Annotated in this window: 18 protein-coding genes and 1 pseudogene; 10 read left to right on the top strand and 9 right to left on the bottom strand. The window is 59.8% G+C overall.

Annotation, left to right across the window (positions count from 1 at the left end):
- Nucleotides 1-34: 34 nt before the first annotated feature.
- Nucleotides 35-1,069, bottom strand: coding sequence for an alpha/beta fold hydrolase (locus tag ACA056_RS05360; protein ID WP_497271047.1), 1,035 nt, complete (start codon nucleotides 1,067-1,069; stop codon nucleotides 35-37).
- A 248-nt stretch (nucleotides 1,070-1,317) separates the two neighbouring features.
- On the bottom strand, nucleotides 1,318-3,630 hold the full coding sequence (gene metE, locus ACA056_RS05355) for a 5-methyltetrahydropteroyltriglutamate--homocysteine S-methyltransferase (RefSeq protein WP_497271045.1): 2,313 nt from the start codon (nucleotides 3,628-3,630) through the stop codon (nucleotides 1,318-1,320).
- Nucleotides 3,631-3,749: 119 nt separating this feature from the next.
- On the opposite strand from metE, the gene metR reads away from it, so the two are divergent.
- The gene (gene metR / locus ACA056_RS05350) at nucleotides 3,750-4,667 is read left to right on the top strand and encodes a transcriptional regulator MetR (RefSeq protein WP_131060908.1); all 918 of its coding nucleotides are present in this window, start codon (nucleotides 3,750-3,752) and stop codon (nucleotides 4,665-4,667) included.
- Here the strand turns inward: metR and ACA056_RS05345 are convergent.
- The 4 genes from ACA056_RS05345 to nosR all read right to left on the bottom strand — a co-directional run bounded on the left by ACA056_RS05345 (nucleotide 4,664) and on the right by nosR (nucleotide 7,815).
- A complete protein-coding gene (locus ACA056_RS05345) occupies nucleotides 4,664-5,164 on the bottom strand; it encodes a GNAT family N-acetyltransferase (protein ID WP_497271043.1) in 501 nt (166 codons plus the stop codon). The two genes, metR and ACA056_RS05345, sit on opposite strands and share 4 nt — an antisense overlap.
- A 2-nt stretch (nucleotides 5,165-5,166) precedes the next feature.
- Nucleotides 5,167-5,805 (bottom strand): LysE family translocator, encoded by a 639-nt coding sequence (locus tag ACA056_RS05340; protein ID WP_497271041.1) that lies wholly within the window; start codon nucleotides 5,803-5,805, stop codon nucleotides 5,167-5,169.
- Between the two features lie 24 nt (nucleotides 5,806-5,829).
- Nucleotides 5,830-6,264: an NUDIX hydrolase gene (locus tag ACA056_RS05335; RefSeq protein ID WP_497271039.1), complete on the bottom strand. Its 435-nt coding sequence runs from the start codon at nucleotides 6,262-6,264 to the stop codon at nucleotides 5,830-5,832.
- Nucleotides 6,265-6,462: 198 nt separating this feature from the next.
- Nucleotides 6,463-7,815, bottom strand: a complete 1,353-nt coding sequence (nosR, locus tag ACA056_RS05330) for a response regulator c-di-GMP phosphodiesterase, NosR family (RefSeq protein ID WP_497271037.1) — start codon at nucleotides 7,813-7,815, stop codon at nucleotides 6,463-6,465.
- A 259-nt stretch (nucleotides 7,816-8,074) separates the two neighbouring features.
- On the opposite strand from nosR, the gene ACA056_RS05325 reads away from it, so the two are divergent.
- From ACA056_RS05325 to ACA056_RS05300, 6 genes and pseudogenes are all read left to right on the top strand, one after another.
- Entirely contained in the window at nucleotides 8,075-10,381 is a 2,307-nt protein-coding gene (locus tag ACA056_RS05325; protein WP_497271035.1) for an EAL domain-containing protein, read from the top strand.
- Entirely contained in the window at nucleotides 10,378-12,267 is a 1,890-nt protein-coding gene (locus ACA056_RS05320) for a putative bifunctional diguanylate cyclase/phosphodiesterase (RefSeq protein WP_497271033.1), read from the top strand. Before ACA056_RS05325 ends, ACA056_RS05320 begins: the two co-directional genes overlap by 4 nt.
- A gap of 44 nt (nucleotides 12,268-12,311) precedes the next feature.
- Nucleotides 12,312-13,271, top strand: a complete 960-nt coding sequence (locus tag ACA056_RS05315) for a cytochrome-c peroxidase (RefSeq protein WP_497271031.1) — start codon at nucleotides 12,312-12,314, stop codon at nucleotides 13,269-13,271.
- Nucleotides 13,268-15,079 carry a DAHL domain-containing sensor histidine kinase gene (locus ACA056_RS05310; protein ID WP_497271029.1) on the top strand — a complete coding sequence of 604 codons (1,812 nt, stop codon included), beginning with the start codon at nucleotides 13,268-13,270 and terminating at the stop codon, nucleotides 15,077-15,079. Before ACA056_RS05315 ends, ACA056_RS05310 begins: the two co-directional genes overlap by 4 nt.
- Nucleotides 15,080-15,669: 590 nt before the next feature.
- Nucleotides 15,670-15,756: pseudogene (locus ACA056_RS05305) on the top strand (hypothetical protein); the annotation flags it as partial.
- A gap of 57 nt (nucleotides 15,757-15,813) precedes the next feature.
- Nucleotides 15,814-16,500, top strand: a complete 687-nt coding sequence (locus ACA056_RS05300; protein WP_497273493.1) for an ATP-binding protein — start codon at nucleotides 15,814-15,816, stop codon at nucleotides 16,498-16,500.
- Between the two features lie 11 nt (nucleotides 16,501-16,511).
- Here ACA056_RS05300 and ACA056_RS05295 read toward each other — a convergent pair whose 3' ends face one another.
- Both ACA056_RS05295 and ACA056_RS05290 read right to left on the bottom strand, forming a co-directional pair.
- Entirely contained in the window at nucleotides 16,512-17,837 is a 1,326-nt protein-coding gene (locus ACA056_RS05295; RefSeq protein ID WP_497271027.1) for an APC family permease, read from the bottom strand.
- A gap of 273 nt (nucleotides 17,838-18,110) precedes the next feature.
- Nucleotides 18,111-18,932 carry a carbon-nitrogen hydrolase family protein gene (locus tag ACA056_RS05290; RefSeq protein ID WP_497271025.1) on the bottom strand — a complete coding sequence of 274 codons (822 nt, stop codon included), beginning with the start codon at nucleotides 18,930-18,932 and terminating at the stop codon, nucleotides 18,111-18,113.
- Nucleotides 18,933-19,057: 125 nt separating this feature from the next.
- Here ACA056_RS05290 and ACA056_RS05285 point away from each other — a divergent pair, with 125 nt between their 5' ends.
- The 3 genes from ACA056_RS05285 to ACA056_RS05275 all read left to right on the top strand — a co-directional run bounded on the left by ACA056_RS05285 (nucleotide 19,058) and on the right by ACA056_RS05275 (nucleotide 21,998).
- Nucleotides 19,058-19,858, top strand: a complete 801-nt coding sequence (locus ACA056_RS05285; RefSeq protein WP_008147857.1) for a helix-turn-helix transcriptional regulator — start codon at nucleotides 19,058-19,060, stop codon at nucleotides 19,856-19,858.
- A gap of 178 nt (nucleotides 19,859-20,036) precedes the next feature.
- Nucleotides 20,037-21,656 (top strand): FMN-binding glutamate synthase family protein, encoded by a 1,620-nt coding sequence (locus ACA056_RS05280; RefSeq protein ID WP_497271023.1) that lies wholly within the window; start codon nucleotides 20,037-20,039, stop codon nucleotides 21,654-21,656.
- 57 nt (nucleotides 21,657-21,713) lie between these two features.
- Entirely contained in the window at nucleotides 21,714-21,998 is a 285-nt protein-coding gene (locus ACA056_RS05275) for a putative quinol monooxygenase (protein ID WP_497271021.1), read from the top strand.
- A 56-nt stretch (nucleotides 21,999-22,054) separates the two neighbouring features.
- On the opposite strand, the gene ACA056_RS05270 is transcribed toward ACA056_RS05275, so the two are convergent.
- On the bottom strand, nucleotides 22,055-22,429 hold the full coding sequence (locus ACA056_RS05270) for a GtrA family protein (RefSeq protein WP_497271019.1): 375 nt from the start codon (nucleotides 22,427-22,429) through the stop codon (nucleotides 22,055-22,057).
- Between the last annotated feature and the right edge of the window lie 57 nt (nucleotides 22,430-22,486).

Raw genomic sequence — 22,486 nt, 5'->3', positions numbered from 1 at the left:
CTGCCGCGCCGCCGCCAGCTCCGTGAAAAGCCGGCTAGAGCAGGTTCGACGCCGCCACCGGATCAATCTGCGCCCAATGCGAGGAGTCTTCGCGATGGGCCTGCAAGTACGGCAACACCGCCGCCAGCAACGGCGCCTTGAACGCCTCTTGGAAACGATGGGCCAAACCCGGAATCAGCTTCAACTGGCTGCCGCGGATATGCGCCGCCAGGTGCACACCGTGCATGACCGGCAGCAACGGATCAGCAGTGCCGTGAACCACCAGCGTCGGTACGCGTAGTTGATTGAGCAGCGCCACACGACTGCGCTCGGCGAGGATCGCCATGATCTGGCGCTTCACGCCCTCAGGGTTGAACGCCCGGTCATAGGACTGCGCCGCCTGATGCAGTAGCGCTTGCCGATCATCGCTCACCGTCGGGCTGCCTAGCGCCGCCAGCAAATCGGCTTGCTGCTCCAGCGCCACTTCGCGATTGGGCGCCCCACGACGCGACAACAGTTGCACCAACGCCGCACTCGGCGCCGGCAAGCCTTCGGCCCCGGAACTGGTCATGATCAGGGTCAGGCTCTCGACCCGTTGCGGCGCCATCGCCGCCATGTGCTGGGCGATCATCCCGCCCATGCTCGCGCCCAGCACGTGGAATTGCTCGACGTGCAACGCATCCATCAAGCCAAAAGCATCGTCAGCCATATCGGTAAGGGTGTACGGCGCCGACACCGGCAAACCGAGTTTGTAACGCAGCACTTCGAACGTCAGGTTGGCGTCGACAGGCGCTTGCCGCCAGGTCGAGAGCCCGACATCGCGATTGTCATAACGAATCACCCGAAAACCCTGCTGACACAGCGCGACCACCACCTCGTCCGGCCAGTGAATCAACTGCCCGCCAAGGCCCATCACCAGCAACAGCGCAGGGTCCGACGCACGGCCGATGCTCTGGTACGCCAGGCTCACCTGTGCCAGATCGACCCGTTTGGTCGGAACATTGATATCGCAACGAGACGCCGCCAAGGACGGCAGGCCAAACAACAGCGCGGCCAGGAAAACCGCTGTCGAGAAAAATCGTGCACACATGAAAAAACACCGAAACGCAGAACCCCAGTAGAGCGCGAGTCTGATGAAGTTTGTTCAAGCGCGCTGCCACAGTTACGTGACAGTTTGATGAAGAGTGCTGAACGGTCATTTTCAGGACCGCGTTATCGTTCTTCGCGAGCAGGCTCGCTCCCACAGGATTGATGCCGTACACAACATCTCTGATCGACATAAATCCAATGTGGGAGCGAGCCTGCTCGCGAAGGCGCCAGAATGAGCGCCGTAGGACTTTAGGCCAGCTGACTACGCAACTGCCGCGCCGCCGCCACCATGTTGACCAACGCCGCCTCAGTCTCCGGCCACGCCCGGGTTTTCAACCCGCAATCCGGGTTCACCCACAACCGCTCCGCCGGAATGCGCTTCACCGCTTTGCTCATCAACTTGACCATCTCGGCCGTGTCCGGCACCCGTGGCGAGTGGATGTCGTAGACGCCCGGACCGATGTCGTTCGGGTAATCGAACGCTTCGAAAGCCTCCAGCAACTCCATGTCCGAACGCGAGGTTTCGATGGTGATCACATCGGCGTCCATCGCCGCGATGGACTGGATCACGTCATTGAATTCGCTGTAGCACATGTGGGTGTGGATCTGGGTTTCATCCCGCACACCGGAGGCGCTCAAACGGAAGGCTTCCACCGCCCAGTCGAGGTATTCCTGCCATTGCGCCCGACGCAGCGGCAAGCCTTCGCGGAACGCGGCTTCGTCGATCTGCACGATCTTGATGCCGGCAGTTTCCAGGTCGACCACTTCATCACGCAGGGCCAACGCCAACTGCTGCGCCTGGACTTTGCGCGAAACGTCTTCGCGCGGGAACGACCACATCAGCATGGTCACGGGACCGGTGAGCATGCCTTTCATGACCTTGTCGGTCAGGCTCTGGGCATAGGTGATCCAGTCGACGGTCATGGCGTTCGGGCGGCTCAGGTCACCGTAGATGATCGCCGGTTTCACACAGCGCGAACCGTAGCTCTGCACCCAGCCGAAACGGGTGAAAACATAACCATCAAGCTGCTCGGCGAAGTACTCGACCATGTCGTTGCGTTCGGCTTCACCGTGCACCAGCACGTCCAGCCCCAGGCGTTCCTGGACTTGCACGGCATGGCGGATTTCGCTGTGCATGGCGTCGGTGTAGTCGTTGGCCGACAGCTTGCCTTGCTTGAAGGCCTGGCGTGCCAGACGAATCGAGCCAGTCTGCGGGAACGAACCGATGGTGGTGGTCGGGAATGCCGGCAGTTTCAACCGCGCACGTTGTTGCTCAATGCGTTTGGCAAACGGCGAGTGGCGTTGGCTGTCCTTGTCACTGATGGCGTTTATCCGTGCCTGCACTTCGGCTTTGTGGATACGCGGTGACTCGGCGCGACTGGCCTGAATCGCACGGCTCTCGGCGAGGGCGGCTTGCACCTTGGGTGATTGCGGGTCGTTCAGGGCATCGCGCAGCACGGCGATTTCGCCGCACTTCTGCACAGCAAACGCCAGCCAGCTTTTCAGTTCAGGGTCGAGTTTGTCTTCGCGATCCAGATCTACCGGGCTGTGCAGCAGCGAGCAGGAACTGCTGACCCACAAGTTGTCGCCAAAGCGTTCCTGGGCCGGTTGCAGTTGCGCCAGCACTTGCTCCAGTTCACAGCGCCAGACGTTGCGACCGTTGACCAGGCCCACCGAAAGAATCTTGTAGGTCGGCAGACGATCCAGCACCTGGCCGAGTTGATCCGGCGCCCGCACCGCGTCGATGTGCAGGCCTTGCACCGGCAGGCCGACCGCCAGGCCAAGGTTGTCTTCCAGGCCACTGAAGTAGGTCGCCACCAGTTTTTTCAGCGGCGAGTATTGAAGGATGTGATAGGCGCGTTCGAAAGCGTTTTTCCAGGCCTGTGGCAGGTCAAGGGTCAGAATCGGCTCGTCGATCTGCACCCACTCCACGCCTTGAGCGGCGAGGCGGCCGAGGATTTCGCCGTAGATCGGCAGCAGGCGTTCCAATAGGTCGAGTTTGTCGAAGTCATTGCCTTTGGTTTTGCCCAGCCACAGGTAAGTCAGTGGGCCGATGATCACCGGTTTGACGTTGTGGCCCAGAGCCTTCGCCTCGTCGACTTCGTCGAACAACTGTTCCCAGCTCAGTTTGAATTTCTGGTCAGCGCTGAATTCCGGGACCAGGTAGTGGTAGTTGGTGTCGAACCACTTGGTCAGTTCCTGAGCGTATTGCGCTTTGCTGTGTTCGCCGCCGCAGCCAGCAGTCGTGGCACCACGGGCCATGGCGAACAGGGTGTCGAGGGTCGGCAGGCCGCGCTCATCCTTGGCACTGTCGAAACGCTCGGGGATCACGCCGAAGGTCAGGGAATGGGTCAGGACCTGGTCGTACCAGGCGAAGTCGCCCACGGGCAGCAGGTCGATGCCGGCGTCTTTCTGCAATTGCCAATGGTTGGCGCGCAATTGGCGGCCGACGCTTTTCAGCGCGTCCTGATCCAGATCGCCCTTCCAGTAGGATTCGAGGGCTTTTTTCAGTTCGCGGTCAGCGCCGATGCGCGGGAAACCAAGAGTGTGTGCCAAGGCCATGTGAAATTGCTCCCTATAAAAGATGCTGTAAAACATGGCGCTATTGTCGACACCCAACCCAACATGAGACAAACTCAACCTTTTCGTGTTGATCACAAGTTTTCCTCATGGAGCCCCCGGTGCTTGAAATCCGTCACCTGAAGACCCTGCACGCCTTGCGCGAAGCCGATAGCCTGGTGGATGCGGCCGACCGCTTGCACCTGACGCAGTCCGCCCTGTCCCATCAGTTCAAGGAGCTTGAGGAACGGCTGGGCATGCCACTGTTCGTGCGCAAGACCAAACCGGTGCGCTTCACCAGCGCCGGTTTGCGTCTGCTGCAACTGGCCGACGCCACTCTGCCGTTGCTGCGAGGTGCCGAGCGCGACATCGCGCGGCTGGCCGGTGGCACGGCCGGGCGTTTGCACATGGCGATCGAGTGCCACAGTTGCTTTCAGTGGCTGATGCCGACCATCGACCAGTTCCGCGATGCCTGGCCGGAAGTCGAACTGGACCTGGCCTCAGGGTTCTCATTCGCCCCATTGCCGGCGCTGGCCCGCGGCGATCTGGATTTGGTGGTGACCTCTGATCCGCTGGAACTGGCCGGAATCACTTACGTGCCGTTGTTCACCTACGAAGCGATGCTCGCGGTGGCCAACCAGCACCGGTTGGCGAGCAAGGCCTACATCGTTCCGGAAGATTTGCTCACCGAAACCCTGATCACCTACCCGGTGGAACGTGATCGGCTGGACATCTTCACCCGTTTCCTCGAACCGGCCGATATCGAACCGGCGCAGGTCCGCACGTCGGAACTGACGGTGATGATGATGCAATTGGTGGCCAGCGGTCGCGGCGTGTGCGGCATGCCCCATTGGGCGCTGCATGAATACAGCTCACGGGGTTATGTGAAGGCCAAGCGGCTGGGCGAGAAAGGTTTGTTTGCGACGCTGTACGCCGGGATTCGGGCCGACATGCTGGATGCGCCGTACATGCGCGACTTTTTGCTGACAGCCAAGGACACGTCGTTCTCGACACTGGATGGGGTCAGCGCCGTTCGCTAGCAGAGCTCGCGCCACATGTGGATCTTGTCGAAGTAGTCCTCGCCTACCCGCACCGCCAAAGGCTCGAGACCAAACTGGATGAAGCCGCAACGCTGGTACAGGTTGAACGCAGCGTCGTTGCCGGCGGTGACGGTCAGCTGGATCAGCCTCAGACCTTTATGGTCTTGCGCTTCAGCCAGGGCGGCCTGCACCAGGTGATAACCGACCCCACGTTGCCGGACCTTGCCCGACACGTACATGCCAAACAATGTCGCCTTGTGCCGGGCCTTTTCCCGAGGCTCGAAAGCCAGGCCGACGATGCCCGCCAACTCTCCGCCTTCGAACGCGCCGAACACCACGTCCAGCTTGCTGCTCAGGCGTGATTCCCACCAACTCAACGGCATCACGGCGCGTTCGCGCACGCTGGAGGTAAACGCCTGGGGATGCAGGTCGTAGGCTTCGAGCATCAGCGCCCGATAATCCAGGGCATGACTGGCATCAAGCCGTTCAATCCACATGTTCAAGCCATCCGTCGTTGTTCCAGCATCAGTCGTACCGCCAGCGCCGACAGCACGAACCCCATGAAATAGCGCTGCACCGCCAGCCAGGACGGGTTGTTGACAAACCAGGAGGCGATGCCGGCTGCGAACAGCGCGATCAGCAGATTGACGCCGAAACTGACGCTGATCTGAGTCAGACCCAGCGTGATGCTTTGAGTGAACACCGAGCCATGCTCAGGCGTGATGAACTGCGGAAACACCGACAAATAAAACACGGCGATCTTCGGGTTCAGGGCGCTGGTCAGAAAGCCCATGGTAATCAGTTTGCGCGACGAGTCCGGCGGCAACTGCTGCGCCTCGAACGGTGAACGCGCACCCGGTTTGACGGCTTGCCAGGCCAACCACATCAGGTACAGCGCGCCGGCCCACTTCAGCACTTCGTAGGCCATCGGCACCGCCAGAAACACCGCGGTCAAACCGGCAGCAGCCGCGAACAGGTGCACGAAAAACCCCGCGACCACGCCGAGCAACGACGTCACACCGGCCTTACGCCCCTGGCAGATCGAACGGGAGATCAGGTAGATCATGTTCGGCCCCGGCGTCAGCACCATCAGCAATGCGGCAGCGGCGAAAATCAGCAAGTCTTGAAGCGGAATCATGGGCAGTCCTTCGTCCGGGAACAATCAGGCAGTTTCGGTGAGCGAGGCTCGATAAAACGGCAGGATCAGGTCCCGTGTCAATGGCGCCAGCGTGACATTGCCGTCGGTGGCCGGGTCGATCCAGCGAACTTCTTCAATCTCTGCCGCAGGCGAAACGTCTGAATCGATGGTCAGCTGAAAGAGTTCGGCCTGGACGGTAAAGCCGGGCTCGTTGGCGGCCGGTGCCGAGAATTGCCCGAGATAAGTGGCGTGGGCCGGATCGATGACCAGCCCCAATTCTTCTTCCAGTTCACGGGCCAGCGCGTGGACCGGTTGCTCATGGGCTTCGATCTTGCCCCCCGGCTGCATGAACGCTTCGGTGCCGCGCTTGCGGACCAACAGAGTGCGACCGTCCGGGCCGATCAACAGGGCAGCGGCGATGCGGATTAGGCGGGGTGAAGAAGCGGATGACAGCGTCATGGATCAGGATCGTCCTTGGGAAAAGGCGCAAGGATCACATGAGTCTCGGTGTGTCGTCACGCCGAAAAAAACATCTACCAAGCCCTCTGTGGGAGCGAGCCTGCTCGCGATGAACGATGATGCGGTGTACCTGAAAAACCGCGTTGTATTCATCGCGAGCAGGCTCGCTCCCACATTGGACGAGTACAGCGCCTGGACCTAACTAGCCTCGAGAACCGCAACGTCCTCTGGCACCTTCACAAATATGCTGTATTTCGCGCCTTCCATGGCTTCAAAGGCGATCAACTTCTCCACCAGCGGCCCATTCAACACCTTGCCGGCATTGAGCAGCAGCATGCCGTTGTCGGCATTGAGGTTGCGCGCCAGGATCATGCCCGCCGTCACTTCCCGCGTGGTCAGCACCTTGACCGACGGATCGGCCAACGAGACATCGCTCAGGTACGCGGCACAGACCTGAATGAAATCCTCTACCAACTCGGGATCGTAGAGTCGCCCGGCGTAGCTGCGGATGTAGACCAGCGCTTCATCGCTGTTCATCTGCCGCTCGAGGATCAGCCCGCGTTGCAACTCGATGAAATCCACCGCCAGTTTCAGCAGCCGCGAACCGAACGGAATCGCCTCGCCCTTGAGCCGTTCGGGGAAACCGCTGCCGTCCCAGCGCTCCTGATGGTGAAGAATCAGACGAGCGGCATCCTTCATCGGGTCGAGCGTCATCAACAGCGATTCACTCTGCTTGGGATAACCGCGATAGCGCTCCCGATCGTTGTGGTGCAGCAGGTCCGCGGGCGCGGTCATCATGCTGTCGGTCCAGCTCAGTTTGCCAATGTTGTAGAGCGCTGCGGCCATGGTCAGGTCGCGACTGGTGCCCTCGTCCAGGCCATGGAGTTTGCAGTAGACCCGCACCAGTTCGATGATCTGGCGGTTGGTCTGTTTGGCCGGCGGCAAGCGCAGGTTGGCCAGCAGCGAGAACACCTCGGTGCCGGTGACATAGCTGTGCTTGAGCTCTTCGTAGGCCAGGTCGAGCATGTCGGCGGTCTGCTGGAGTTCGGCGGTGCGGGCGGCGACGTGTTTTTCCAGGGTGATGTTGAGCGACTTCAACTGGTCGTTCTGCAACCGGGTCAACTGCTCCAGACGCTGGCGTTCGCGCTCGGAATGTTGATGAGCCAGGGCCTGGCGCAAGGTCAGGAGCATTTCCTCGTCGTTCCAGGGTTTACTGATGTAGCGGTGAATCTGCCCTTCGTTGATCGCTTTGATGATCGTCGGCATGTCCGCGTAGCCGGTGAGCAGAATCCGGGTGGTCGTCGGGTAAAGCTGATGGATGCGGGCCAGCAGCGTGGCGCCGTCCATGTTGGGCATGCGTGCGTCGGTCATCACCAGGTCAATGGAGTGTTGCTCCATGATCTCCAGCGCCTGGGCACCGCTGGTGGCCAGCAGCAACTCGTAGGGCTGGCTGCGTAACAGGCGACGCAGGCTGTTGAGGATTGACTCCTCGTCATCGACCAGCAGCACCTTGGGTTTATCGTTCAAAGTCGTGGGGAGTTGCTCTTCCATGGCGTCACCTCAAGTGAAACGGGCACATCGTTGTGGCAGGTCCCGAGGCAAACATCCCCTATTGCCGGAGCCTGAGCTACAGGCTAGATGATTTTCAGCCCGCCAACGGAAATGATTCAGCTCATTGAGTTGCGCGAAGTGCTGGACTGAGGACTATGCTCAGGTAACTCGGATCCATAATCTGTACGTTCGGCCAGGTGATCAGGGAAAGGAAGCCCCCTATGAGAACACCGCATCAAACTGCTGCCGGTACTGGCGTATGTCGATAAATGCGCTGTTGGCACGGACCAACCGGCGAATTCTTATCGTCGACGACACCGCTTCAATTCATGCGGATTTCGCCAAGATCCTCAGCCCGCCATCGATCGATGACGACAGTCTGATCAGCGCTGAAAACGCCCTGTTCGGCACCCCTGCGGCGTTATCGCTGCAAAGTTTCATACTCGACTCGGCGTTTCAGGGCCTCGAAGCCCTGGACAAGGTCGAGACGGCGCTGGCCAACGACATGCCTTATGCGATGGCTTTCATCGACATGCGCATGCCGCCGGGCTGGGACGGGCTGGAAACCATCGAACGGCTGTGGCAGGTCGATCCCAAGCTGCAAGTGGCGCTTTGCACCGCGTATTCCGACTATTCCTGGGAAGACATCGACGAACGCCTGGAACTGGGCGATCGCCTGCTGATTCTCAAAAAACCCTTCGATGCCATCGAAATCCGCCAGATGGCCAGCGCATTGACTGCCAAGTGGCAAATGACCGAAGACGCAGAGCTGAAGATGTCGCTGCTCGAACAGGCGGTCGAAGAACGCACCCGAGAGCTGTCCGACGCCAACATCATCGTGCAGAACAGCCCCACCATTCTGTATCGATTGCGCGGCGAACCGTCGTTTCCGCTGATGTACATCTCGCACAACATCACCAAGTACGGTCACATCGCAGCGAACCTCGTGGCCTCGGCCAACTGGGCCCAGGAACTGATCCATCCCGATGATCAAACCAAGGTCGACACCGCCATGGCCCGGGTGCTGGACCGTCATGCGGCGGGCGCTTCCATCGAGTTCCGGATGCGCACTGGCGAAGGAGCCTGGCGCTGGGTCGAAAACCGCTACATCCCGGTGCGCGACGATGAAGGCCGTTTGCTGGAAGTCGAAGGCATCATCATCGACATCACCGAACGCAAACTGGCCGAAGAGAAAATCGCCCTGCTGGCCCGCACCGACGGGCTGACCGGGCTGGCCAACCGTGCGACGCTGATCGAGCGATTGCACCAGGCATTCGCCGCTGCTCGTCGGGGGGCAGCACCGTTCGCCATGTTTTACCTGGACCTGGATCACTTCAAACGCATCAACGATACCCTCGGCCATCCGGTGGGCGACCTGTTGCTGCAAGAGGTTGCACGCCGGATCAAGGCCTGTGTGCGCGAAAACGATGTGGTTGCCCGCCTCGGCGGTGACGAGTTCGCGATCTTGCAGCTGGACGTCAGCGACCCGACCCAATCCGCAGCCCTGGCCGCCAAGATCCGCGACACACTGGTAATGCCCTACTCCCTGGCCGGCAATGATGTGCGGGTCTCGGTGAGTATCGGCATCAGCAGCTGCACCCCGGAAAGCACCAGCGCCGACGGCCTGCTGACCCAGGCCGACATGGCGCTGTATCGCTCCAAGGAAAAGGGTCGCAACCAGTACCACTTCCATTCCGAGGAGATCAATCAGGAGGTGGTCGAACGCATGACCATCGCCAGCGACTTGAGAGCGGCCATTGAACACCAGGAACTCGAACTGCATTACTGGCCGGAAGTGGACCTGAGCAGCGGAAAAATCCTCGGCATGGAAGCTCAGGTCAGCTGGAACCACCCTGAGCGCGGTCTACTGGAAGCCTCGGCGTTCCTGCCCGCAGCGGAAAAGACCGGCACCATCGTCGCGCTCGGTCACTGGGTGCTGGATCGCGCCTGCCAGCAAATGCGCCAATGGCGCGACGAAGGAATGGCGCCGCCGGTGATTGCGATCAAGCTGTCCCTGGCCCAACTCAAGAGTGGTCCCGAACTGATCTATGACGTGCTGCGCACCACCGCACGCTGGGAACTCTGCCCTTGGGACCTGCGCTTCGACGTCACAGAAGCGACGCTGGCCCAGACCAAATGGACCCACAACGATGTGCTGCCGCGCCTGCGTGAACTGGGCGTGAAGATCGCCATCGACGACTTCGGCACCGAGTACTCCTCGTTCGACTACCTCAAGACCTACCAGGTCAATCACCTGAAACTCGCTCAGGCCTTCATCGACACCGCCGCCCGCGATCCGGCCAGCGCGAACACCTTGCGCGCCATCATCAACTTCGCCCGCGAAGTCGGGATCGGCATCATTGCCGAGGGCGTCGAAACCCAGGAGCAGCGCAGCTCGCTGATGGCCACCGGTTCACCGATGAACGCCCAGGGTTACTTCTTCAGCAAAGCGGTCAGCAGCCAGCAGGCCGCCGAGCTGCTGAAAGCCGGCAGCATCGTGCCCCCGAACCATGACATCGGGCCGATTCTGGAGAACCCGCCACGCTTCACGGAGGACAAAGGATGAAAACGCCTTTCGTGCGGACTAACCGGCGCATCTTGATCATCGACGACACGCCCTCGATTCATGAGGATTTTCGCAAGATTCTTGGCCCTGAGATCGAAGGTGAAGAGCTCGACGGCGAACAGACCCTGGCCGGCGCTGAAGAAGCCTTGTTCGGCACGCTGCAGGTTGATCGGCTGACGTTCCAGCTCGACTCGGCCTATCAAGGTCAGGAAGCCCTCGAACTGGTCAAGCGCGCACGGGCCGAAGGTCGTCCCTATGCCATGGCGTTCACCGACATGCGCATGCCACCGGGCTGGGACGGCCTGGAAACCATCGAACAACTGTGGAAGGCCGACCCTCACCTGCAAATCGCGTTGTGCACGGCCTTTTCCGATTACACCTGGGAAGACATGGCCGAACGGCTGGAGTTCGGCGACCAGTTGCTGGTGCTGAAAAAGCCCTTCGACAGCCTGGAAATCCGCCAGATGGCCAGTGCCCTGACCTGGAAATGGCAGATGGCACAGGACGCGGCGATGAAGGTCCTGAGCCTGGAGCAAACCATTGAGGCGCGGGTCCACGAATTGCTCAAGGTGTCGCACCTGTTGCAGTACGACGTACTGACCGAGCTGCCCAACAGCACATTGCTCGGTGACCGGCTGAACCAGTCTCTGGCCCTGTCCCGGCGCCATGACAAACAACTGGCCGTGATGTTTCTGGGCCTCGATCGCTTCAAGCGCATCAACAATGCCCTGGGCCATCCGGCCGGTGACGAAATGCTTAAACAGGTCGGGCGCAACCTGGTGGCGACGGTGCGAGAGTCCGACTCGGTGTTCCGCTATGGTTCCGATGAATTCGTGGTGATCCTCGCCGATGTCCGCCATCCCCAGCAGACCAAGGGCATCGCCGAAAAACTCTTGAACGCCATCCGTGCGCCCCAGCACATTGCCGGCCACGACCTGAGCGTGACCGCCAGCCTGGGCATCAGCATTTACCCGGACGACGGCTTCGATGCCATCGCGCTGATCAAGAAAGCCGAAACCGCGATGCGCAACGTCAAGGAAAGCGGCCCGAACGATTTCAGTTTTTTCATCGACGAGATGAACCAGCGCGCCCGGGATCAGCAAAGCATCGAGAGCGGCATTCGCCTGGCGCTGGAGCGCAACGAATTTGTCCTGCATTACCAGCCCAAACTGGACCTCGGCAGTGGCCAGGTGGTCGGGGCCGAGGCGTTGATTCGCTGGCAAAAACCGGGGCACGGCCTGGTCTACCCCTCAGAGTTCATCAGTGTGGCCGAAGACAGCGGTTTGATCGTGCCGTTGAGCAAATGGGTGCTGGCCGAGGCGTGTCGACAAGCCTGCGCCTGGCAGGCCGCGGGGCTGCCGAAGATCTGTATGTCGGTGAACATGTCGGCCATCGATTTCCGTCAGCGGGACTTTGTCGACGGCATCGAACAGACACTCAAACAAACAGGTCTGGAACCGGCCTTGCTGGAGCTGGAAATCACCGAAGGCGTGTTGATGCAGAACGTCGAAACCACGGTAAATGCCCTGACCCGGCTCAAGGTGATGGGCGTGCGACTGGCCATCGATGACTTCGGCACCGGTTATTCCAGCCTGAGCTACTTGCGGCGTTTTCCCATCGACGTGCTGAAAATCGACCAGTCGTTCATTCGCGGTTTAAGCAGCGACAGCAACGACGCCGCCCTGGTCAGCGCCATCATCAGCCTGGGCCGGAGCCTCAAGCTGACCATCATTGCCGAAGGGGTGGAAACCCTCGAACAACTGGATTTCCTCAAGGCCCATCAATGCGAGGAAGGCCAGGGTTTCTACTTCAGCAAAGCCGTGGAGCCGGACGCCTTCGTCCGGTATCTGGGGTCGGTGAAACCCTCTTCATCCGCAGCCACGTGAACGATGCGCAACGACACACAGGCCCTACGCCAAGGAATCATCAGATGTCGCCTTCTTTTCACCGTCTGCTATTGGCGCCGTTGTTCGGGCTCTGCCTGAGCGCTGGCGCCGCGCCGCTGGATGAACCGCTCAAACCACTGCCGGCGGTGCCCCAGCAGAATCCGCTGAAGGTCGAACTCGGTCGCCAGTTGTTCAACGAGACACGCTTGTCGGTCAACAACTCACTGTCCTGCGCCAGTTGTCATCGACTGGAACACGGCGGTGCCGACAACAAGGCGTTTTCCATCGGGTTCAACGGTGTTCCAGTGACGATCAACACCCCCAGCGTGTTCAACTCCAGCCTGAATTTCCGGCAATTCTGGAACGGCCGCGCCGGCACCCTGGAAACCCAGATCCACGGGGTGGTGCAAAGCCCCAGTGAAATGGGCAGTAACTGGGAGCATGTGGTGGAGGTGCTGACAGCCGATCCGGCTTATCACGCCTCGTTCGCCAACGCCTACCCGGACGGCGTGACCATGAACAATGTGCAGAATGCCCTGGCCACCTATGAACGCACGCTGATCAGTGCCAACTCGCGTTTCGACCAATACCTGATGGGCGATACCGACATTCTCACCAGAGAAGAAAAGTACGGTTACCAACGCTTCAAGGAGTACGGCTGCATCGCCTGCCACCAAGGGGTAAACATCGGCGGCAACATGTACCAGAAGTTCGGGGTCATGGGCGATTACTTCCTGAAACGTGGCAACCCCACCGAAGCCGACCTGGGCCGCTATCTGGTCACCAAAGACGAAGAGGACCGCAACGTGTTCAAGGTCCCGAGCCTGCGCAATGTCGCCGTGACAGCACCGTACTTTCACGACGGCTCGGCCAAGACTCTCGAAGACGCGGTGGACGTGATGTTCAAGTTCCAGCTCGGGCGTGTTCCTTCCGCCGAGGACAAAACCCTGATTGTTAAATTCCTCAAAACCCTGACCGGTGAATGGGGAGGCAAGCCTTTATGAAAACATCTAACCGCCGCAACCTGGTGTTGCTCAGCGTCGTGGCCGTGATGCTGGCTTCGTTGCTGCTGTTCCTGTACCTCAAGTCCAGCTCGAACCAGACGACGACCTACGCCGAATCCCGTGACTTGATCGGCCAGATCAAGCAGCTGAACGCACAATGGGAAACCGAAATCCTCAAGGCGAGGATCGCCATCAGTCACAACTACGATCCGTTGGTCTCACCACTGACCGAGATAACGACCCTTTGGGAGCGGTTCGACACCATGGCGTCGAACCACGGCCGCACCGAATCGCCTACCTGGCGCGCCAGCCATGATGCCTACCTGACCGCCATTCAGGAAAAGACCCGGTTGGTGGAGCAGTTCAAATCTCACAACGCCGTGCTGCGCAACTCGCTGGCGTTCCTGCCCACCGCCGAGGACGACATTCAGGAACAGCTGGCCCGGTTGGTGGATGCGGACCAACTGCAACTTCAGAACATCGCCACCGACACGTATGACTTGCTGCTCAGCAGCCTGGAGTTCGCGCAGGTCACTTCCGATGACAAGGCCGCCGACATCCTGCTCGGGCTGAGCAAACTGGGGGTGAACAAACTGCGACTGCCGGAGCCGTTCCACAGCCCGATCGATATTCTGAGCAGCCACATCGCGCTGATCCTGCGCGAACAACCCGTAGTCAATCGGTTGCTGGAAAACATCGAAGCCGTTCCCGTGGCCGAACGCCTGGACGATATCACCAACCTGCTCAACTCCGACCAGCAGCGGACCGATGCGGTCGACCAGCGCTATCACTTCTACATGCTGGTGTTTTCGGTGCTGCTGGTGCTGCTGCTGGTGTACCTGGCGATACATCTGATGCGCAGTTTTACCGTGATCAATCGCGTCAACAAAGCCCTGCAAACCGCCAATGACGACCTGGAGCTGCGGGTTGAAGAGCGCACCCGCGAACTCAAGGATACCCAGAGCGAACTGCTCGACACCGCGCGTCAGGCCGGCATGGCCGAGATCGCCACCAATGTGCTGCACAACGTCGGCAACGTGCTCAACAGCGTGAACATTTCGGCCGACCTGGTGACCCGCAAACTGCGCGCCAGCAAAGCGCAGGGCCTGGGCAAGGCCATGCAGCTGATCAACGAACATCCAGGCGACCTCGGCACCTTTCTGACCGAGGACGCGAAAGGCAAGTTGCTACCGGGTTACCTGAATCAACTGGTGGACGCGATAGCCCTGGAACAACAAGGCATGACCGACGAACTGGCCCAGCTGACCAAAAGCGTGGACCACATCAAGGACATCGTCGCCACCCAGCAATCCTACGCGGGCGCCAACAGCCTGATGGAACCGCTGCACATCAGCGAATTGCTGGAGGACGCTCTGCGCATGAACTCCGGCGCACTGACCCGGCACCACGTCCAGGTGGTCAAGGAGTACGGCGATGTGCCGCGGGTCATGGGCGACAAACACCGGTTGTTGCTGATCCTGATCAACCTGATCAGCAACGCCAAATACGCCATGTCCGACCTCAGCAATCGCCCGCGGCAAATGACCCTGGGGGTCAAAATCGTCGAAGACAAGACCCTGCAAGTCAGCGTCAAGGACGACGGCGAAGGCATCGCCGAGGAAAACATGACGCGCATCTTTGCCCACGGGTTTACCACCCGCAAGGAAGGCCATGGCTTCGGCCTGCACAGCTGCGCCCTGGCCGCCATCGAAATGAACGGCCACCTCACCGCCCATAGCGACGGACCGGGCAAGGGCGCACTGTTCACGTTGCAGATCCCGCTGAAAACCGTACCGGAGGAAGCATGAGCGAGCTTTCGAACCGACGCATTCTGCTGATCGATGACACCCCGTCCATTCACGTGGACTTCCGCAAGATCCTCACGCCCATGCCGGAGCAGACCGTCGAACTGGACGAGATGGAGGCCGCGCTGTTTGGCAGCGAAGTGAAATCAACCAGGGCGCTGTTCGAGCTGGACTCGGCCTATGGCGGCCAGGAAGGCCTGGGCAAACTCAAATGGGCCTTGCAGGAAAACCGCCCCTACGCCCTGGCTTTTGTCGACATGCGCATGCCCGAGGGTTGGGACGGTGCGCAAACCATCGAACATTTGTGGCAGGCCGACCCGCGCCTGCAAGTAGTGGTGTGCACCGCCTATTCCGACTATTCCTGGGATGAATTGCTCGATCGATTGCAGGCCCATGATCGACTACTGATTTTGAAAAAGCCGTTCGACAATATTGAAGTCCAGCAGATGGCCAACACCTTGCTGACCAAATGGGACATGACCGAACGGGCGAGCGTGCAGGTGGACCATTTAGGGCAAATGGTCGAGCGCCGAACCCGGCAGCTCACAGAAACCAGCGTTGAGTTGCAGCGGGAAATCGACGAGCGCAAACAGCTGGAAACCCAATTGGTGCAATCGGAAAAACTCGCGTCATTGGGGCAACTCGCGGCCGGCGTCGCCCATGAAATCAACAACCCTATCGGCTTTATTTCCTCCAACCTCGGCACCCTGGATGGCTACTTCAAACAGCTGCAGGAAATGCTCGACGCCTATCGGGATGCGGAAGAGGCGATCGGCTCCAGCGAACTCATCGAGCGTTTGAACCAACTGCGCGAACGGGTCGAGCTGGAGTTCCTGCGCGAGGACATTCCGCTGCTGATCAAGGAATCCAAGGACGGCATCAACCGGGTCGGGCAGATCGTCAAGGACCTGAAGGACTTCTCCCGGGTGGACTCCAATCAGGAATGGCAGTGGGCCAATCTGCAACAGGGCATTGAATCGACCTTGAACATTGTCGCCAACGAACTCAAGTACAAGGCCGATGTGCTCAAGGACTATCAGGACCTACCCGACATCGAATGCCTGCCTTCGCAAATCAATCAGGTGATCATGAACCTGATCGTCAACGCCTCTCAGGCCATCGGCCCGGAGCGTGGCACCATCACCTTGCGCACCGGGCTTGAAGCGGAAACGGTGTGGATCGAGGTCGCAGACACCGGCGCCGGCATTGCGCCGGACTGCCTGCAAAAAATCTTCGACCCGTTCTTCACCACCAAACCGGTGGGCCAGGGGACAGGGCTAGGGTTGTCCCTGTCCTATGGCATCGTTAAAAAACATCGGGGGGATATTACGGTGCGCAGTGAAGTTGGCGTGGGGACCACGTTTCGGGTCCAGTTGCCGATTCACCAATCAAAGCTGGCAAGCTTGCTCCCACAGGCTCTTTAGCAGTCAGACAATTAGGTGGCTTCCTGGAAATCCATCTCCGGTGGCTGGCGACGGAATCCGCCAGTCAGCACCGCCAGGTACACCACACCAATGGCCAGCCAGCTCAGGCCCAGATAGATCGCCAGGTGATCGAGGCTGACCATCAGCCACAAATCCGCTGCCAGACCGATAAACGGGAACAGCAGGAACAACACGAATTCACGCAGCCCTTTGTGCTCACCGCCGATCCAGTAGTGAAAGATCACTGACAGGTTTACCAGACTGAACGCCAGGAACGCGCCGAAGTTGATGAACGAAGTCGAGGTGGTGACGTCCAGTTTCAGCGCCAGCAACGCGACCACGGCGCACAACAGGATGCTGTTGACCGGCGTGCCAAAGCGTTCATGCAAAGTGCCGAAGAACGATTTTGGCAGCACACCATCGCGGCCCATGGCGAACAACAGCCGCGAGCCGCTGGCCTGAGCCGACAAACCCGACGCGAACTGGCCGACGATCAGGCCGATCAGGAAGATCGACACGAACAGGTCACCACCAATGTTGCGGGCAATTTCATAGGCCGCCGAGTCGACGCTGTCGAACTGGAACGACGGATGCGCGATCTGCACGAAGTACGACACACTGACAAAGATCAACCCGCCGATCAGGGTAATCAGCATGATCGCTCGCGGGATGGTGCGGCGCGGGTCGCGGGTTTCTTCGGTCAGGGTGCTTACCGCGTCAAACCCGAGAAATGAATAACAGGCGATGGCTGCACCGCTCATGATCAGCGGCATCTGCATGTCACCGTTGAAGAACGGTTTGACCGACCACAACGGCGTGCTCGCATCGCCACCGACGTAATGGACGCACAGCGCAACGAAGGCGATCAGCACCAGGAACTGCACCAGCATCAGTAACGCGTTGATGCCGTTGGCCAGTTTCAGGCCGACGATGTTGATCGCACTGGTGATGCCGATGAACACCAGCACCCAGATCCACTGCGGCACGGCCGGGAACGCGGAGTTGAGGTAGGCCGCGCCGATCAGCCAGATCGCCATCGGCAGGAACAGGTAATCGAGCAGCACGGCCCAACCGGCGATGAAACCGAGTTTCGGGCTGATCGCCTTGCGGACATAGCTATAGGCCGAGCCAGCGACCGGGAACGCCGAGGCCATTCGGCCGTAACTCATGGCGGTGAAAAACATCGCCACCAGCGCCGCGAGGTAAGCGGCCGGGACCATGCCGGCGGTGGATTGCGCGAGGATGCCGAAGGTGCCGAGCACGATGATCGGCGTCATGTAGGCGATGCCGAACAGCACCACCGAACCCAATGACAGGGTGCGTTGCAAACGAGCCATGAGCGACTACTCCGAATTTATTAGATTTATGGCAGAGCCGAGTTCGGCAAAAATTTACGTCTATTTCAAAAGCCACCCCTCACCCCAGCCCTCTCCCCAAGGGGGAGAGGGGGAAAGGGGGAAAGGGGGCAGATCTCCATGCGCTTCAGATCCTGAGTTCGACTCGGTATTTCAGGTCGATGTAGCGCTTTGAATTGCCTCGGTCAGTCCCCTCTACCCCTTGGGGAGAGGGTTAGGGTGAGGGGTGGTTAGAACTGACACCCCGCATACTTCCTAGCGCGAAGGAATCAGCAGCTCCCGCAATCCACAAGCATGCTCAACAATCTCCCCAGGCAACCGCAGCCGCTGATCATCCAGATACCGATAATCCTGCCGCGCCGCCGTCAGCTGATTCAGGTCCAGCTCAACTGCAAACTGCCCTTCCTCACGCCCGGCCTCGAACAACAAAGTCCCCAGCGGGTCCACCAGCGCACTGCCGCCCGCAAACACCAACCCGCCATCGCCCTCTTCCACCCGGTTGACCATCAGCGCAAACGCCTGGTTTTCCTGGGCGCGGGCCATGATCGCGGTGCGGTGAGTCGGGCCGTAAGGGTCCATGTTGCCGTTGGTGACGATCAACAGTTCGGCCCCCAATTGCGCCAGGGCCCGGGCTGTTTCCGGGAATTCGATGTCGTAGCAAATCAGCAGGCCGACCCGAATGCCGTTCCACTCACACGTGGCGTAACGGTCGCCGGCCTCGAACACACCGCGATCCGATGCCCACAGGTGCGTCTTGCGGTATTTCAGCGCGATACCTTCGGGGGTAATCAGCAGCGTGGTGTTGTAGAAGCGGCCGTTGTCGTTCTCGGCCATGCCGATCACCACGGCGATGTTGCGTTCACGGGCAGCAGCCAGCACTGCGCTGACGGTTGGACCCTCCAGCGGTTCGGCGGTTTCGGCCAACGCCTCGAGGGACGGAAAGCCCATCAGGTGGGTTTCGGGAAACACGATCAGCTGCGTATCGGCAGCACAGGCAGCCATCGCCTTCAGAGCGCGTTCGAGGTTGTAAGCCGTGTCGTTGTCACGGCCCGCCAACTGGGCGAGTTCGACTTTCATGGGTATTCCTTGTTCTTAACCAGGCTGGCAGAAAGATTGCCCGGTCGGTGTCTGTGCGCCAGTATGCGCAGCAAGCCACCGGCCGGGGAATCACGCCGCTGGGGTAACCCGATAGGGGTAGAGGCATGACACTCTCGTTAGACGACATCGCGTGGCACCGCTCGGTCGGGCAACTGATCGACGCCCTGGACAAGCCCAACTTCTGGACGCAGCTGGTACGGCTGCTGGATCAGTACGTGACCTTCGACAGCTGGGTGGCGCTGCTTTTCAGCGCCGATCAGCACCCGCAAGTGTTCGCCGAATGCCCGGGCGCGGACGGCAGTCCTGATCAGTTGTTCCAGGACTATCTGCGCGGTTTGTACCTGCTCGATCCGTTCTACATCGCCTGTCGCGAGCAGTCGCGCACCGGGCTCTATCGCCTGTCGGAAGTGGCACCGGAGCATTTCGAGCTGACCGAGTATTACCAACGCTACTTTCGTCTGAATGTGGTGGCCGATGAAATCCAGTTCAATTGCCAACTCGAAGGCGACCGCACACTGTGCCTGTCACTGGGCAGCAAGCAACGTTTCAGCGGCCAGCAGATTGCCTTGCTGTCGCTGATCCAGCCCTGGGTGCTCGGCCTGTTGCGCCAGCGCCTGCCCTACGAAATCAACGAAGTCGTGGCCCTCGCACCGGCACCGCCGCAAGTCGACTGGCGCGTGCAGCTGGAGGCGTCGGTGCAGCAACTCAAAGGCGCGCAATTGACCGCCCGGGAGCTGGATGTCGGGCGCTTGATGCTCAGCGGCTGCTCCAGTAAAGAAATCGCCCGCAAGCTGGAAATCTCTGTCGAAACCGTGAAAGTCCATAAGAAACACATGTACAGCAAACTGGGGATCAAATCCCAGTCCGAGCTGTTTTCGATTTTTCTCCAGGCACAAAATGCCTGATTGCAACGCGGAGTACTTTTTACTGTGGGAGCGAGCCTGCTCGCGATTGCGGTCTGTCATTCAGCATTGATGTCGACTGAACCACCGCAATCACGAGCAGGCTCACTCCCACAGGGATCTGTGTGTATCCATGCGCCTGCTGCGTTGAAACTATTGAGTCCGAACCCAAGGAACCCGTATGAGCCTGTCACTCCTGAGCCGCTACGCCTTCTTTGCCGTCTGTGTGATGTTTACCCTCGCCAGCCTGCCCTTCCTGGAGCACGACTGGCTCTGGCCGATCACCGTCGTCACCGGCATTCTCAGCCTCGTGGGTCTGTTCGATCTGCTGCAAAGCCCTCACGCGGTGCGCCGTAATTACCCGATCCTCGGCAACATCCGCTATCTGGTGGAGGGTATTCGCCCGGAAATTCGCCAGTACCTGCTCGAATCCGACAGCGACGCCCTGCCCTTCTCCCGGGCCCAGCGTTCGCTGGTCTATTCGCGCGCAAAAAACGAAAGCGCCGACAAACCCTTCGGCACGTTGATCGATGTGTATCAGTCAGGCTTCGAATTCATCGGCCACTCCATGCGCCCGGCGCCGTTGAGCGACCCGAGCAGTTTCCGGGTAATGGTCGGCGGCCCGCAGTGCACTCAGCCGTACTCGGCGTCCGTGTTCAACATCTCGGCCATGAGCTTCGGCTCCCTCAGCGCCAACGCCATTCGCGCGTTGAACCAGGGGGCGAAACTCGGCAACTTCGCCCACGACACCGGCGAAGGCAGCATCAGCGCCTATCACCGGGAAAACGGCGGCGACCTGACCTGGGAACTCGGCAGCGGCTACTTTGGATGCCGCACCGCTGACGGGCGCTTCGACCCTGAACGCTTCGCGGCTCAAGCGCAGACACCCCAAGTGCGGATGATCGAAATCAAGATGAGCCAGGGCGCCAAGCCCGGTCATGGCGGGATTCTGCCCAAGCACAAGGTCACCAAGGAAATCGCCGAAACCCGCGGCATCCTGATGGGCGAAGATTGCATCTCGCCATCTCGGCACAGCGCGTTTTCCACGCCGATTGAACTGATGCACTTCATCGCGCAGCTGCGCGAACTGTCCGGCGGCAAACCGGTGGGCTTCAAGTTTTGCCTGGGCCACCCGTGGGAATTCATGGGCATCGCCAAGGCCATGCTGGAAACCGGCATCCTCCCCGACTTCATCGTGGTCGATGGCAAGGAAGGCGGCACCGGCGCCGCGCCCGTGGAGTTCACCGACCACATCGGTGTACCGATGCGCGAAGGCCTGCTGTTCGTGCACAACACGCTGGTCGGCCTGAACCTGCGAGACAAAATCAAACTCGGCGCCAGCGGCAAGATCGTCAGCGCCTTCGACATCGCCAGCGTCCTGGCCATCGGCGCCGACTGGGCCAACTCGGCACGCGGCTTCATGTTCGCCATCGGTTGCATCCAGTCGCAAAGCTGCCACACCAACAAATGCCCGACCGGTGTCGCCACCCAGGACACCCTGCGCCAACGCGCACTGGTGGTTCCGGACAAGGCCCAACGCGTCTTCAACTTCCACCGCAACACCCTCAAGGCCCTGGCCGAAATGCTTGCCGCTGCCGGGTTGGAACATCCTTCGCAATTGTCGGCCAAGCATTTGGTACGACGTATGTCGGCGACCGAGATCAAACTGTTCTCGCAACTGCATGTGTTCTTGAAACCGGGGGAGTTGCTGACCGGTGAAGTGAATGGCGAGTTTTACTCACGGATGTGGCAGATGGCGCGGGCGGACAGTTTTGAGCCTAATGAGATGGCTGCTGCGTAAACAACGCTTGAACGCCAACCTCATCGGGAGGTTGGCTTTACACCAAGGAAGGACAGCATGCTGAAAGTCATCGCTCAGGATTTCATCAAACCCCAATACATTGAAACGGTTCGCCCGTGGTACGCCGAACTGGTCGAGAAGACTCGACTGGAGCCCGATTGCATCGCTTACGACCTGTTCGTCGATCAAAAAGACCCCGGGCACTTTATCTTCATCGAACAATGGCCGAATCAGGCGGCGCTGGATGCTCATTGCCAATCTGAGCACTTTCGGCGGCTGGTACCGCAGATCAATGCTTACCAGGCCAGGGATTGCATTGTCGTGCTGATGGATGCGTTCTGACGTCTGCCGTCACCCGTGAAGCGGCCCAAACATCGGGATCGTAGGCTGAGAAACCCTCATGACTCACATCCACGAAACACCACAAACCTGGAAAAGAAGAACTCGCCTATCAAGTTCAACAGCCAAAACGACGTCACCGTCACCAAACCATGCACCTGCCACAGATCGGCAATACGTCCGACGCCGTAGCTCACGACACCCATGACAGCGCTGAACAACAGATAGCCAAGCATCGTCGCCTTGCTCTCAAAGGTGTAAAGCGCATTCACATAGAAAGAAAAGGACGCCGCAACGCAAAACGACACGAGGTTGCTGATCGCCTGACTGAGTTCGGCAGCGACAGTGAGCACATAAAAGATCTGCCAATGGATCAGCGCATTGGCCACGGCAATCACCGCGTAGCTAGAGAATCCTTTCCATAAAACTTTCATGCTGGCTCCTGCCAATAGCCCGGTTTCAGGTGCCTTTCAAACTAAGTGATGCTCTAG

The organism is Pseudomonas sp. LBUM1666, from assembly GCF_059695775.1.
The sequence above is the reverse complement of the archived record's forward strand: the minus strand, read 5'-3'. Positions and strand labels throughout refer to the sequence as shown.

Coding starts and splice junctions, on each gene's coding strand:
- ACA056_RS05360 (WP_497271047.1), bottom strand. CDS start 1,069: ATGTGTGCACGATTTTTCTCGACAGCGGTTTTCCTGGCCGCGCTGTTG.
- metE (WP_497271045.1), bottom strand. CDS start 3,630: ATGGCCTTGGCACACACTCTTGGTTTCCCGCGCATCGGCGCTGACCGC.
- ACA056_RS05345 (WP_497271043.1), bottom strand. CDS start 5,164: ATGTGGATTGAACGGCTTGATGCCAGTCATGCCCTGGATTATCGGGCG.
- ACA056_RS05340 (WP_497271041.1), bottom strand. CDS start 5,805: ATGATTCCGCTTCAAGACTTGCTGATTTTCGCCGCTGCCGCATTGCTG.
- ACA056_RS05335 (WP_497271039.1), bottom strand. CDS start 6,264: ATGACGCTGTCATCCGCTTCTTCACCCCGCCTAATCCGCATCGCCGCT.
- nosR (WP_497271037.1), bottom strand. CDS start 7,815: ATGGAAGAGCAACTCCCCACGACTTTGAACGATAAACCCAAGGTGCTG.
- ACA056_RS05325 (WP_497271035.1), top strand. CDS start 8,075: ATGTCGATAAATGCGCTGTTGGCACGGACCAACCGGCGAATTCTTATC.
- ACA056_RS05320 (WP_497271033.1), top strand. CDS start 10,378: ATGAAAACGCCTTTCGTGCGGACTAACCGGCGCATCTTGATCATCGAC.
- ACA056_RS05315 (WP_497271031.1), top strand. CDS start 12,312: ATGTCGCCTTCTTTTCACCGTCTGCTATTGGCGCCGTTGTTCGGGCTC.
- ACA056_RS05310 (WP_497271029.1), top strand. CDS start 13,268: ATGAAAACATCTAACCGCCGCAACCTGGTGTTGCTCAGCGTCGTGGCC.
- ACA056_RS05300 (WP_497273493.1), top strand. CDS start 15,814: ATGCTCGACGCCTATCGGGATGCGGAAGAGGCGATCGGCTCCAGCGAA.
- ACA056_RS05295 (WP_497271027.1), bottom strand. CDS start 17,837: ATGGCTCGTTTGCAACGCACCCTGTCATTGGGTTCGGTGGTGCTGTTC.
- ACA056_RS05290 (WP_497271025.1), bottom strand. CDS start 18,932: ATGAAAGTCGAACTCGCCCAGTTGGCGGGCCGTGACAACGACACGGCT.
- ACA056_RS05285 (WP_008147857.1), top strand. CDS start 19,058: ATGACACTCTCGTTAGACGACATCGCGTGGCACCGCTCGGTCGGGCAA.
- ACA056_RS05280 (WP_497271023.1), top strand. CDS start 20,037: ATGAGCCTGTCACTCCTGAGCCGCTACGCCTTCTTTGCCGTCTGTGTG.
- ACA056_RS05275 (WP_497271021.1), top strand. CDS start 21,714: ATGCTGAAAGTCATCGCTCAGGATTTCATCAAACCCCAATACATTGAA.
- ACA056_RS05270 (WP_497271019.1), bottom strand. CDS start 22,429: ATGAAAGTTTTATGGAAAGGATTCTCTAGCTACGCGGTGATTGCCGTG.